The 12331-nt window shown below is 50.5% G+C and carries 12 protein-coding genes; 8 read left to right on the top strand and 4 right to left on the bottom strand.

From position 1 onward, the window contains the following. The first annotated feature begins 33 nt into the window (after positions 1 to 33). The 3 genes from C7W93_RS05255 to C7W93_RS05245 all read left to right on the top strand — a co-directional run bounded on the left by C7W93_RS05255 (position 34) and on the right by C7W93_RS05245 (position 1724). A complete protein-coding gene (locus C7W93_RS05255) occupies positions 34 to 465 on the top strand; it encodes a DUF962 domain-containing protein (protein WP_108439074.1) in 432 nt (143 codons plus the stop codon). A gap of 124 nt (positions 466 to 589) precedes the next feature. Beyond that, entirely contained in the window at positions 590 to 979 is a 390-nt protein-coding gene (locus C7W93_RS05250; RefSeq protein ID WP_108439073.1) for a CidA/LrgA family protein, read from the top strand. Next, entirely contained in the window at positions 972 to 1724 is a 753-nt protein-coding gene (locus tag C7W93_RS05245) for an LrgB family protein (protein ID WP_108439072.1), read from the top strand. Before C7W93_RS05250 ends, C7W93_RS05245 begins: the two co-directional genes overlap by 8 nt. Positions 1725 to 1848: 124 nt before the next feature. On the opposite strand, the gene htpG is transcribed toward C7W93_RS05245, so the two are convergent. Both htpG and C7W93_RS05235 read right to left on the bottom strand, forming a co-directional pair. Further along, positions 1849 to 3762, bottom strand: a complete 1914-nt coding sequence (gene htpG, locus C7W93_RS05240; RefSeq protein WP_108439071.1) for a molecular chaperone HtpG — start codon at positions 3760 to 3762, stop codon at positions 1849 to 1851. 163 nt (positions 3763 to 3925) lie between these two features. Beyond that, entirely contained in the window at positions 3926 to 5392 is a 1467-nt protein-coding gene (locus C7W93_RS05235; RefSeq protein ID WP_108439070.1) for a PLP-dependent aminotransferase family protein, read from the bottom strand. A gap of 260 nt (positions 5393 to 5652) precedes the next feature. On the opposite strand from C7W93_RS05235, the gene C7W93_RS05230 reads away from it, so the two are divergent. The 5 genes from C7W93_RS05230 (at position 5653) to C7W93_RS05210 (ending at position 9422) form a co-directional block, all read left to right on the top strand. Further along, positions 5653 to 5976 carry a DUF2917 domain-containing protein gene (locus C7W93_RS05230; protein WP_108439069.1) on the top strand — a complete coding sequence of 108 codons (324 nt, stop codon included), beginning with the start codon at positions 5653 to 5655 and terminating at the stop codon, positions 5974 to 5976. After that, positions 5976 to 6569, top strand: a complete 594-nt coding sequence (locus C7W93_RS05225) for a LysE family translocator (protein ID WP_108440491.1) — start codon at positions 5976 to 5978, stop codon at positions 6567 to 6569. Before C7W93_RS05230 ends, C7W93_RS05225 begins: the two co-directional genes overlap by 1 nt. A gap of 82 nt (positions 6570 to 6651) precedes the next feature. Further along, a complete protein-coding gene (locus tag C7W93_RS05220; protein WP_108439068.1) occupies positions 6652 to 7530 on the top strand; it encodes a DMT family transporter in 879 nt (292 codons plus the stop codon). A 152-nt stretch (positions 7531 to 7682) separates the two neighbouring features. Then, positions 7683 to 8141, top strand: a complete 459-nt coding sequence (locus tag C7W93_RS05215; RefSeq protein ID WP_108439067.1) for a RidA family protein — start codon at positions 7683 to 7685, stop codon at positions 8139 to 8141. 87 nt (positions 8142 to 8228) lie between these two features. Next, the gene (locus tag C7W93_RS05210; protein ID WP_108439066.1) at positions 8229 to 9422 is read left to right on the top strand and encodes a PLP-dependent aminotransferase family protein; all 1194 of its coding nucleotides are present in this window, start codon (positions 8229 to 8231) and stop codon (positions 9420 to 9422) included. Between the two features lie 161 nt (positions 9423 to 9583). Here C7W93_RS05210 and C7W93_RS05205 read toward each other — a convergent pair whose 3' ends face one another. Continuing rightward, positions 9584 to 9988 carry a hypothetical protein gene (locus C7W93_RS05205; RefSeq protein ID WP_146177521.1) on the bottom strand — a complete coding sequence of 135 codons (405 nt, stop codon included), beginning with the start codon at positions 9986 to 9988 and terminating at the stop codon, positions 9584 to 9586. 3 nt (positions 9989 to 9991) lie between these two features. Further along, positions 9992 to 12310, bottom strand: a complete 2319-nt coding sequence (gene parC / locus C7W93_RS05200) for a DNA topoisomerase IV subunit A (RefSeq protein WP_108439064.1) — start codon at positions 12308 to 12310, stop codon at positions 9992 to 9994. Positions 12311 to 12331: the final 21 nt, after the last annotated feature.

The raw sequence follows: 12331 nt of genomic DNA, 5'->3' as shown, positions 1-12331 counted from the left end.
AGCGATCCGAATAAAGAGAAATGAAAGCCGACAATGCCTAGAAAAATCGATACCTTATTGGGATCTTATGCTGAAAGCCATCGCAATCACACTAACGAAATCATCCACTGTATTTGTGTGCCAGCTATTGTGTTCGCGTTGCTGGGTTTGTTGTGGGCATTGCACCCGTTTGTGGCGGCTTTGATGGCAGTGGCGGCATTGATTTACTATGCATCGCTGTCGCGCGCATTTGCCGCTGGGATGGTGGTAATGGTAGCGCCGATGTTGTTGATATTGGACATGTTGCCGTCCAATTGGGTATTGCCGCTGTCGATTGTCGTGTTTGTCGTGGCCTGGATCGGTCAGTTTATTGGCCATAACATTGAGGGTAAAAAGCCTTCTTTTCTGGATGACCTAAGATATTTGTTGATCGGGCCTTTATTTGTTTTGAATTTTTTGTACCAACGCTGGCATTTGCATTATTAAAGCTTTTCGACATCGGCGGCGATGCTTGAAAAGCATATCAATAAACACTTTGATTTTCGGGTGTGCGCAGTAACATGTGACGGAGAGTGCCGATTCAGTGCCGATTCACATAAGGAGTAACTTGATGCTTGCAACGTTTGCCACCTTACTCATTTTTCAGTGCCTGGGCGAAGGAATGACGTTCGCCTTAAGTTTACCGATTCCCGGCCCCGTAGTCGGCATGTTGTTATTGTTTGTCGCGTTGGTGATTTCACCAAGTCTGCTTGAACGCATTGAGGAAACCGGTAGCGAGTTATTGCGGCATTTATCATTGCTGTTCGTACCGGCAGGGGTAGGAATCATCGTTTCGGCCGCGACGGTGCGTGGACATTGGCTGGCTGTCATTGCTTCTGTCATCGTCAGCACCATCCTGACGCTGGCCGTGACTGCGGGCGTAATGCGATTAACTATGCCGCGTCAGGTCGGCAAATCATCCGCATCAGCTGAACCGAAAAAAGAGAATGACCATGCATAATATTCCCGAATTGGGCACTATTTGGGTATATCTCGCGGCGTCGCCATTGCTGGGTTTGACGTTGACTTTATGTGCGTATGTCAGCGCATTCTGGCTGTATGGCCGGTTCAAATTTTCTCCGCTTGCTAATCCTGTAGCGATATCGATTGCGTTGATTATTGTGGTACTGAAGTCCACGGGCATGTCTTATCGTGATTATTTTTCAGGTGCCCAGTTCGTGCATTTTTTGCTTGGGCCTGCTACGGTGGCTTTGGCGATTCCGCTTGCACGCCAATTACCGCGTTTGCGCCGTTCGTTTTTCCCAATTATTTGTGGCTTGTTTTCGGGGTCGATAACAGCGATTATTTCCGCTGTGACGATCACCGTTCTGATGGGCGGCTCCTATCAACTGGCCGTCTCTATCGGACCAAAATCTGCAACGACGCCAATCGCTATGGCCGTGTCGGAAAAGCTAGGCGGTCTTCCCGCATTGACAGCAGTTCTGGTCATTTGCACCGGTATTTTTGGTGCTGTCATAGCGCGGTTTTTATTCAACTGGATGCGCGTCGGCTCACATGAGCTGCGTGGCTTTGCACTTGGGGTCACTTCGCACGGGATTGGCACTGCGCGGGCGTTTCAGGTCAGCCCCGAGATGGGCGCATTCGCTGGTTTAGGCATGGGGATGAATGGGGTATTAACGGCATTTCTTGCGCCGTGGTTAATACCGATTGCTGTCAACTATTTATCGCCATTCATATCGCCATAAACAGGCTTTGAGATTGCGCGTTTCTTTATTTTAGATAAAAAAATGAGAGAGCCAGGCTCCCCCATTTTTATGCAATATCTTGCTGCCGACTAGTCTACCTGTCGGCAGTTTTACGTTTCCGACCTTATTTCGCTGCCAATCCCAACAACATATCATTCAGGCGTTTGACGAAAGATGCCGGATCGGTCAATGCGCCGCCTTCGGCCAACATGGCCTGATCGAAAAGAATGTTGGCCCAATCATCAAATTTGGCTTCTTCATATTTCAAGCGTTGTACCAACGGGTGATCCGGGTTGATTTCCAGAATTGGTTTGGAGTCCGGAGCATCCTGACCAGCGGCTTTCAACATACGTAACAGATTGCCGGACAGTTCATTTGTATCGGCTACCAAACACGCTGGAGAGTCTGTCAGACGGAAAGTGACGCGGACATCTTTAGCTTTATCGGCCAATGAAGTCTTCATCTTCTCGACTAAATCCTTGAACGAAGTTTCAGTCTCTTCGTGCTGCTTTTTCTCAGCTTCGTCTTCCAACGTACCAAGGTCTAAGCCGCCCTTGGCGACCGATGCCAATTCCTTGCCTTCAAAGTCCTGCAGGAACGACAGCATCCATTCATCGACGCGGTCTGTCAGCAATAAGACTTCGACGCCTTTTTTGCGGAAGATTTCCAGATGCGGGCTGTTTTTAGCTGCAGTGTAAGTCTCGCCAGTAGCGTAATAAATCTTGGTCTGGCCTTCTTTCATGCGCCCGATGTAATCAGCCAAAGACACGGTTTGTGCATCGCTGTCTGCATTGGTTGAAGCAAAGCGCAATAACTTGGCGATGCGTTCTTTGTTGCCGCCATCTTCGCCAATACCTTCTTTCAGGACTTGACCAAACTCGGTCCAGAACGTCGCGTATTTATCTTTCTTGGTTTGCTCATCGCTGTTAGCCAATTCTTCCAGCAAGCTCAGGACACGTTTGGTCGAACCTTCGCGAATAACGCGTACATCGCGTGATTCTTGCAGGATTTCACGCGAGACATTCAGTGGCAAATCTGCCGAGTCAATCACCCCTTTGACGAAGCGCAGGTAGACCGGCATCAGTTGTTCAGCGTCGTCCATAATGAAGACGCGCTTAACGTACAGTTTGAGGCCGCCACGCTTGTTGCGATCCCACAAGTCAAACGGTGCGCGGGCAGGGATATACAACAACTGGGTATATTCGCTGCGACCTTCAACCCGGTTGTGGGTATAAATCAGCGGTGCTTCGAAAGCGTGCGAAACGTGTTTGTAGAACTCGACATACTGCTCTTCTGTGATGTCAGACTTGCTGCGCGCCCACAATGCGCTGGCTTGGTTGACGGTCTCAAATGTATCTTGAACGACGGTTTCTTTCTTCTCTTCGTCCCATTCCTCTTTCTGCATCAGAATCGGCAGCGAGATGTGGTCGGAATACTTTTGAATAATGGATTTTAGTTTCCATGCGGAAAGGAACTCATCTTCTTCTGCGCGCAGATGCAAAATGATGTCGGTGCCGCGGCTGGCTTTGTCGATGGCCTCGATGCTGAATTCGCCAGCGCCTTCGGATTCCCAGCGCACGCCTTCGGTGGTGCTGGTGCCAGCGCGTCGTGTTTCAACGGTGATTTTGTCGGCGATGATGAACGCTGAATAGAAGCCGACGCCGAACTGACCGATCAGCGCAGCATCTTTTTGCTGGTCGCCGGACAGTTTTGAAAAGAATTCTTTAGTGCCAGATTTGGCGATGGTGCCCAGATGCGAAATGGCATCGTCGCGTGTCATCCCGATACCGTTGTCGGACACGGTGATGGTGCGCGCAGTTTTATCGAAAGTAACTTTGATTTTTAGTTCAGGATCGTTCTCGAATAGCGCGCCGTCGTTGATGGCTTCAAAGCGGAGTTTATCAGCAGCATCGGATGCATTTGAGACTAGTTCGCGCAAGAAAATTTCTTTGTTGGAATACAAAGAATGAATCATCAGTTGCAGCAACTGTTTCACTTCTGCCTGAAAACCCAGGGTTTGCTTTTCGGATACGGCCATCGTTTATTACCTCTAATGAATAAATGAAAAGAAAATTCTAAGCTGCTTCTACTATCTTTGTCAGCACTGCTTCGCAGCGTGACATCGCTTAAACACGCTTAGAAAAACGAATTTTCTCAAAAATGGGGCGTAAATGGCCTATTTCAAGGGCTTTATCGCATTGTTACCGGCTACATTCATGCTCAAGGAAGCGCCAGATGCCGGGGTCTGACATCGCGGCGACGTTGATGCGCATCCGGGAGGAGGGGAGTTGGTTGGGCGAAAATAAGCTCCCCGGCGCTAACATAAAGCCTTGTGAGGCCGCCTTTTCTGCAAGTACGTTGGTGTCATAACCGGTATCCACCCATATAAACATACCGGCTGGCGTCACCAGATCAATATGCATGCCGATCCGTTCCAGGTGCCGCGTAGTTTTATCGCGGACCGCGTCCAGCTTGGTTCGCAGCCGGTCGGCGTGCTTCCGATAATGGCCTTCGGACAAGATTTTGTAGACTACTCGCTCACCAATCTCGGAGGTGGTCAACGTCGTCAGCATTTTGCGGTCGGCCAGGTGTTGGGCCATCAAATGGGACGTGGCGATAAACCCCACGCGCAGATTTGCTGAAAGCGTTTTTGAGAAGCCGCCCAGATAAATAACCCGATTCAATTGGTCTAGCGTCGCCAGCCGGGTTGCCGGTTGCACCGCTGATCCGGGATGCATATCGCAATAAATATCGTCTTCGACCAACGTGAAGTCATGCTCCTCGGCAATTTTTAGTACCTGAAATGCTTTCGCCGCCGACATCGAGCCTGAACCCGGGTTGTGTAGAACGGATACCAGCACGTACAGTTTAGGTTTATGGATCGCCGCTAATTCGGCCAGTTTGACGATATCCGGGCCATCCGCTAGCCGCGGCACGCCAATCACTTTAGCCCCCAGCGCAGCAAACGATCCAAACATCAGAAACCACGAAGGATCATCGACAAAAATGACGTCTCCCGGCTGCGTAAAGTGGCGCGCCACAATATCCAGCCCTTGAGTAACGCCAGTGGTGGTAACTATTTGTTCAGGGGTGACAGCAATTTCCAATTCTGCCAGCTTGAGTTGCAACTGCTGACGCAAAGGCATGAAACCTTGCGGATCGCCATAGCCGAGCAATTGATTGGAGTTCTGGCGACTGATTGCACGCAAGGCGTTGGCAATTAAATCGCCATCCAGCCACTCCACCGGCAGGGTGCCGCTTCCCGGTTTTTTTTGCGTCGGCATTTGACGAAACATGCTGCGGACCAGCCAGACTACATCGATCAATGGCGTTTGCCATTGATCAGTTTGCGCATTCTGATGGGCATTAATCAACGGTGAACGCTCGCGCACATAAAAGCCTGATCCGCGCCGCGACTCCAGAAAGCCTTTCGCAACCAGTCGATCATAAGCCTCAACCACGGTAAAGCGAGACACGCTATTCAGATCGGAATATTGCCTTATTGATGGCATTCTGGCACCGGTACGGAGCAATTTGTCATCGATGCGGGTTTCGATCGAACGCACAATTTGTTCCACCAGCGAAGTGTCAGCATCGCGTGAAAGTAGCTGCGGCGCGCTGAGTACGCCCGGCACAGCATTCTTGAAAGAATTAAGTGTATTGGTCATTTTACCGGTGCAATATAAGGAATTAATTCGGAAAGTGTATTGGTACTGTATCGTTCCTGTCAGTTAGGATACACCTATCGGATCGCCGTTGACAATCTCGGAAACAAAGTACTTACGCAAATATTCCTGGCGCATATTTTCATAGTTGTGCTGCCATTTTGTTGAAGTCCAAAGTGACGAAAAGGCAACGCCAAAACACGTAAATATGGTTGGAACTGTTATTACCCAATTACCCAATTACCAACTTCAGGTTGAATGCGATGAAAAAATTATTTATGAAGGATGCGCATACGTTCAGTGGCGGACAGGTGTTAGCCGGGATTGCGCACCGTCCTTGCGCATTACGGGTATTAACAGGGCGCGTGTGGGTGACTACCGAGGGCGATAGCGCCGATCATTGGTTAGTTGCGGGCCAGCGTCTGGCGCTAGCTGCTGATCATCTCATCGTGGTTGAAGCGGATGCCGCTATCTGTCAGGTCGAGATCGCCTGCGTCAATAATCGCGGCATTCTCACTGCCGTATTGCGCCGCGTCGGCAGTAGTTTGCGCCAGCCTTTTCATCCTGTTACCGGCGGTGCATCTTGATCATTGAATCATTATTGCCGCTGGCAGTATTTGCATTCGTCTCTTCGATTACGCCGGGGCCGAATAACATCATGCTGACCTCGTCAGGAATTATGTTTGGCTTTGTCCGCTCGATTCCGCACATGCTGGGGATTACTGTCGGTTTTGGCGTACTGCTGCTGATATGCGCTTTGGGTATTGGTAGTTTGTTGCTGGCTGTGCCATCAATGCAGGTGATATTGAAACTACTCGGCTCCGGTTATTTGGTTTATTTGGCGTGGAAATTACGCAATATGTCATTTAAGGCGGACCAAAATAGTAATGCTCAGCCATTATCATTTTTTGGCGCGGCGCTATTTCAGTTTGCTAATCCAAAAGCGTGGGTGATGGCGATCACCAGTGCTTCAGCTTTCCTGCCAGAGGTAAAGCCGTTCTGGCTGTCGCTTACTTTGTATTGTCTGGTTTTCAGCCTGGTCGGTCTGCCATGCGTCAGTGTTTGGGCGGGGGCTGGATCAGTGTTGCGGCGCTATCTGGCGCAAACGTTGTGGCAGCGCGTTTTTTGTACCGTTATGGTGTTGCTGACCTTATATACCGCGATTGCGATGTGGTTTTAAAAGCGAAATAGTTAGCGTGGCGGTGTATTCAGTCTCACTGTAAATAGATCGAGTTGCCGGTTGTGAAGAAAGCGTATCTGTGATGACAAACGAATCAAAAGGCATGTGGCTGGGTCTGGTCGGCGTAGCGATCTTCAGCCTCACTTTGCCGTTCACAAGATTGGCAGTGGCTGAGCTTAATCCAGTGTTTGTTGCCTTTGGACGCGCTGTAGTCGCGGCTTTGTGCGCTATCGTGCTGTTGTGGCAGACCAAGGCGGTGAGGCCCACAATACCGCAATGGAAAAGCTTGCTGGTGACGTCGCTTGGAGTAGTAGTCGGTTTTCCGTTATTTTCTTCTGTGGCAATGCGCTATGTTCCGGCTGCGCACGGGGCGATTGTGTTGGGTATATTACCGTTGGCGACGGCGTTGTTTGGCGCGTTGCGCTTCGGCGAGCGTCCTTCTGCGGGATTTTGGCTGGCAGCGCTGTTTGGTAGCGGGATCGTCGTCTGGTTTGCCTTGCGGCAGGGTGGTGGTAGTTTCCATTGGGCGGATGTGGCCCTGTTTGCGGCGGTCATCGCCGCTGCAATGGGCTATGCCGAAGGTGGTAGGTTGTCTCAGACGATGGGAGGACAACAGGTCATTTGCTGGGCTTTGGTGCTGTCCCTGCCAATATTGTTGCCATTAACAATCTGGCTGGGCTGGCAATACGGTGTCAGCGCCTCGCCTAAAGCATGGCTGGGATTTGCTTACGTGTCACTGTTTTCGATGTTTATCGGTTTTTTCTTTTGGTACAAAGGGCTGGCTCTCGGCGGTATTGCGCGGGTTGGGCAGGTGCAGTTGCTGCAGCCTTTTATGACATTATTAGGTGCGGCACTGATTCTGGATGAGGTGCTGGATACGACGAATCTGCTATTTGCTGTGGCGGTAATCGCGGTGGTAGCAGTCGGTCGTCAAATGGCCGTACGACGGCAACCTGCGTAGCATCCGCACAAATTTCTCAAGATTATTTTCAAGACTATCCGCACTAAACAGGTTTTTCCCGCACAGCAGGGGTAGATTTGAGATAATCACCGCTTCGCTGTCGGAATGCCGACAATTGTTGTATTTTTATCCATTTATACTTGGAGTATCAGATGTCTGTTTACGAAAAACTGAAAGCCCTGAATATCACGTTGCCGTCGGTTGCAACGCCTGCAGCGGCTTATGTCATGTACGTCCAAAGCGGAAATAATGTTTTCTTGTCAGGCCATCTGGCTAAAAAAGATGGCAAGGTTTGGGTTGGCCAGTTGGGTAAAAATATCAGTACTGAAGAAGGCAAAGAAGCAGCCCGCGGCATCGCGATCGAATTGATCGCTACGTTGGAGGCGGCTTGCGGCGGTGACCTGACACGGGTTAAGCGCATCGTTAAGTTGATGAGTCTGGTCAACTCAACCGGCGACTTTACAGAGCAACATCTGGTGACCAACGGTGCGTCCGAGTTGATCGCTGAGGTCTTCAGTGACCAAGGCAAACATGCGCGTTCAGCATTTGGGGTTGCTCAGATTCCGCTAGGCGCGTGTGTCGAAATCGAATTAATTGCAGAAATCGATTAAGTTTCGTTAAGTTTTTTATGATTGTGGCGACAGCCACCTGTTGTGGTCAACGCCGCAATTATCCGTTTCAGATAAAAGAGAGTAGCAATGAAAATTGAGAATCCAAATCCACTTCAGTGGCATTTTTCGCAACGCGCACAAAAACTACAGGGTTCCGCCATTCGCGAAATTCTTAAAGTGACCATGCGGCCTGAGGTGATCTCTTTTGCCGGAGGCTTGCCTTCGCCTGCTACTTTCCCTGTAGAGCACATGAAAGCGGCGTTCGACAAGGTATTGTCGCAGCAGGGCAAGATTGCGTTGCAATACGGCCCGACCGACGGCTATGGTCCGTTGCGCGAATGGGTTGCTAATTCCTTGTCCGTGAACGGCTCGACCATTTCGATGGATCAGGTGTTGATGGTTTCAGGCTCGCAGCAAGGCTTGGATTTGCTGGGAAAAGTGCTGATTGATGAAGGTAGTAAAGTATTGGTCGAAACCCCTAGCTATCTAGGAGCGTTACAGGCTTTCTCGTTATATGGCCCTGATTTTGTTTCACTGCCGACCGATGAGGGCGGCTTGATTCCTGCCGAAGTGGCGACGCTTGGTAAGGATGCACGGTTGTTATATTCGCTGCCAAATTTCCAAAATCCAACTGGCCGCACCATGTCAGTGGAACGTCGTCAGGCTTTGGTCGATATTTGTGCGCAGATGCATATACCGCTGATTGAAGACGATCCGTATGGTGCGCTAAGTTACCGTAGTGCACCGTTACCGAAGATGCTGAATATGAATCCGGATGGCGTGATTTATATGGGTTCGTTCTCCAAAGTATTAACGCCGGGGATTCGCCTTGGTTACGTGGTCGCGCCACGTATATTGATCGATAAGATGGAACAAGCGAAGCAGGCTACGGATTTACATACTGCGCAATTGACGCAAATGGTGGTGCACGAAGCGATTAAAGACGGTTTTCTGGACACGCATATTCCGACAATTCGGAAACTGTATTCGGATCAATGTGACGCTATGTTGGCTGCATTGGAAACTTATTTCCCAAGCAGCGTTACCTGGACCAAGCCTGAGGGCGGGATGTTTATTTGGGTAACTTTACCTGCGCATATGGACAGCGCGAAATTGCTGGAACAAGCTATCAAGCAGCATGTTGCTTTTGTGCCCGGGGCACCGTTTTTTGCCAATACGCCGCAATCGAATACATTACGCCTGAGTTTTGTGACAGTGCCCCCAGCAAAAATTCGCGAAGGGGTTGAGATTTTGGGCAAGTTGATTAACGCTAGCTTGTAATCTGTAACCTCGATTCAGACACTGATGGACGAAAAATCAATCAACTTCTGAATCGATTGCATAAATGCTCAGACATTGCTCAGACCAACAGAGCAATGCGCCAGACGAAAAAAAGGGAGACTAGCAGCCTCCCTTTTTTACGTTCTACAATCTTCCGATTATCAGTATTCCAAGCGCCAGTCGCCAGCCTTAAGACAAGAATTTACAGCCGCTTTTCTCTGCGATTCATTCGCATCATTTTGCGAGTAGGACGGCGGCACATATAACCCCGGCGAGGTGTTGCAGATCACGCGGCTATCATTATCGTCACCCACTTTTCGGCAGACCGTATTGGCAGGCGTTTGATAGCCGGGATTAAGCTGATTAACGATCACCATCGGATAGATTTGCGCCGCTTGTTTTTCGCACGATAATTTGTCGCGGTAGAAATCGCTTTCACCTTTATACGGATGCTTCCAGGTTGCGCAACCTGAAAGTATCAAGGTGAATAAGGCGATCGGCACTAAAACCATGTTATGTCGCAAACCATTCCTCTTTTTAAAGTGTTTGATGTAGATTGCTGGCATCGATTAGCCTTGCGGCGTTAACGTCAATGGCTTCAACTTCGATTCCAGTAATTTACCTTTACGTGCGCGTTTGCCGATATGTGGCATTAAACCATTCGCCGATAGTGGTACGTCTTGCGCTTTGCCACCGCGACCTGTGCCAGAAACCAGGACGCCGCGTTGGCTGATTGGTTGTGCTGCCAGCAGTTTTTCGGTATTTTCCAATTCCATCAGAATTACGCCGCGACCGCCGTTGGTCAACATTTTGCACTCGTCCAGACCGAAGACCAGCAACCGGCCTTTTTCGGATAAACAAGCGATGGCGCTGACGTTGGCCCCGATAGGGCGAGGCAGCAGTGACTGATCGCCATCCTCCAACGTAATGTAAGCCTTGCCAGCCTTTACCCGGCTCAGCATATCGCCCACTTTCGCCGTGAAGCCATAGCCGCCCGACGAGGCTAACAATAGCGTGATATCAGCCGCGCCAGCGAAGTAATGCAAGATGCTGCTGCCGTTGGCGAGGTCAATCAGCGTCGTGATTGGAATGCCATCTCCGCGAGCGTTGGGCAGCGCTGCGACCGAGACTGAATAAATCCGACCGTTCGAGCCGAACACTAGCAAGTTGTCTACGGTGCGACATTCAAATGCGCCATAGAGCGCGTCGCCAGCCTTGAACGTGAATTGTGCAGCATCCTGACCATGCCCGCCACGCGTGCGAACCCAGCCTTTTTGCGACACGATGACGGTCACGGCTTCGTCGATGACTTTGGTTTCTACTACGGCTTTTTCTGCGGCTTCAATCAAGGTGCGTCGTGCGTCGCCAAACTGCTTTTGATCGGCTTCGATTTCCTTGATGACCAATTTTTTCATGGAAGCTGGATTTTCAAGCAGGTCTTGCAGGCCCTTCTTTTCGTCCCGCAACGTCGCCAGCTCTTGCTGAATTTTGATGGTTTCAAGTCGCGCTAACTGACGCAAACGGATTTCAAGAATGTCTTCCGCCTGGCGGTCAGACAGTTTGAATGCGTCCATCAACGCCGGTTTTGGCTCATCCGATTCACGAATGATTTTGATGACTTTATCGATATTCAGCAGGATCGCTTCGCGGCCTTCCAGAATATGGATACGGTCTTCCACCTTTTGCAGCTTGAATTTTGAACGGCGCGTGATGGTGGCAAAGCGGAACTGAATCCACTCGCGCAGAATCATGCCCAGTCCTTTTTGGCGCGGACGGCCATCGCCACCGATCATTACCAGATTGATTGAGGCGCTGCTCTCAAGCGACGTATGCGCCAGCAGCATGTTGGTAAATTCAGTCTGGTCGAGATTTTTTGATTTCGGCTCGAACACAAGACGCACTGGCGCGTCGCGACCAGATTCGTCACGCACGGCATCGAGTACCGACAAAATGGTTTGTTTCAGGGCCAGTTGATCCGGCGTCAGCGATTTTTTGCCAAGCTTGATTTTCGGATTGGTGATCTCTTCAATTTCTTCCAGCACTTTTTGCGAAGAAGTATTCGGCGGTAATTCTGTGACCACGGCTTGCCACTGACCGCGTGCCAGTTCTTCAATCTTCCAGCAAGCCCGGACTTTCAGGCTACCGCGACCGATTTCGTACATATCGGAAATCGCAGCTGCGGAACTGATGATTTGCCCACCGCCGGGGAAGTCGGGCCCGGGAATGATTTCCATCAATTCGGCGTGGGTTAAGTTCGGGTTACGAATCAACGCCACCGTCGCCTTGGCGACCTCGGTCAAATTATGCGATGGAATTTCAGTCGCCAGACCCACCGCGATACCGGATGCGCCGTTCAATAATACAAACGGTAGCCGTCCCGGCAGCAGTTTCGGTTCTTCGGTCGAACCGTCGTAATTCGGCTGAAAATCGACGGTGCCCATGTCGATTTCATCCAGCAGTAATCTGGCAATCGGGGTCAGGCGTGCCTCGGTATAACGCATCGCCGCCGCGCCATCGCCATCGCGTGAACCGAAGTTACCCTGACCATCGATCAACGGGTAACGCAGCGAGAAATCCTGCGCCATCCGGACCAGTGCGTCGTAGACCGATTGATCACCGTGAGGATGCAATTTACCCAGAACGTCCCCGACTACCGCCGCAGATTTACGCGGTTTGGCATTGGCGTTCAGACCCAACTCATTCATCGCAAACAGGATGCGGCGTTGCACGGGTTTCTGGCCGTCAGACACGTCCGGCAAAGCACGGCCTTTGACTACCGAAATGGCGTAATCCAGATAGGCGCGTTCTGCGAAGGTGGCAAGGGTGAGTGATTCATTAGGTTCGCCATCAGGTGGCGGCAGGTCAAACAGATCGTTTTGTTCAGTCATGAAGGTTCAGAGGCTTATTCT

Origin of the sequence: Glaciimonas sp. PCH181, assembly GCF_003056055.1 — a bacterium.
Taxonomy (GTDB): domain Bacteria; phylum Pseudomonadota; class Gammaproteobacteria; order Burkholderiales; family Burkholderiaceae_D; genus Glaciimonas.
This window is presented reverse-complemented; position numbering and strand designations above follow the sequence as displayed.

Excerpts from the sequence above, each read along its gene's own strand:
- C7W93_RS05255 (WP_108439074.1), top strand. The coding sequence starts at position 34 with ATGCCTAGAAAAATCGATACCTTATTGGGATCTTATGCTGAAAGCCAT.
- C7W93_RS05250 (WP_108439073.1), top strand. The coding sequence starts at position 590 with ATGCTTGCAACGTTTGCCACCTTACTCATTTTTCAGTGCCTGGGCGAA.
- C7W93_RS05245 (WP_108439072.1), top strand. The coding sequence starts at position 972 with ATGCATAATATTCCCGAATTGGGCACTATTTGGGTATATCTCGCGGCG.
- htpG (WP_108439071.1), bottom strand. The coding sequence starts at position 3,762 with ATGGCCGTATCCGAAAAGCAAACCCTGGGTTTTCAGGCAGAAGTGAAA.
- C7W93_RS05235 (WP_108439070.1), bottom strand. The coding sequence starts at position 5,392 with ATGACCAATACACTTAATTCTTTCAAGAATGCTGTGCCGGGCGTACTC.
- C7W93_RS05230 (WP_108439069.1), top strand. The coding sequence starts at position 5,653 with ATGAAAAAATTATTTATGAAGGATGCGCATACGTTCAGTGGCGGACAG.
- C7W93_RS05220 (WP_108439068.1), top strand. The coding sequence starts at position 6,652 with ATGACAAACGAATCAAAAGGCATGTGGCTGGGTCTGGTCGGCGTAGCG.
- C7W93_RS05215 (WP_108439067.1), top strand. The coding sequence starts at position 7,683 with ATGTCTGTTTACGAAAAACTGAAAGCCCTGAATATCACGTTGCCGTCG.
- C7W93_RS05210 (WP_108439066.1), top strand. The coding sequence starts at position 8,229 with ATGAAAATTGAGAATCCAAATCCACTTCAGTGGCATTTTTCGCAACGC.
- C7W93_RS05205 (WP_146177521.1), bottom strand. The coding sequence starts at position 9,988 with ATGCCAGCAATCTACATCAAACACTTTAAAAAGAGGAATGGTTTGCGA.
- parC (WP_108439064.1), bottom strand. The coding sequence starts at position 12,310 with ATGACTGAACAAAACGATCTGTTTGACCTGCCGCCACCTGATGGCGAA.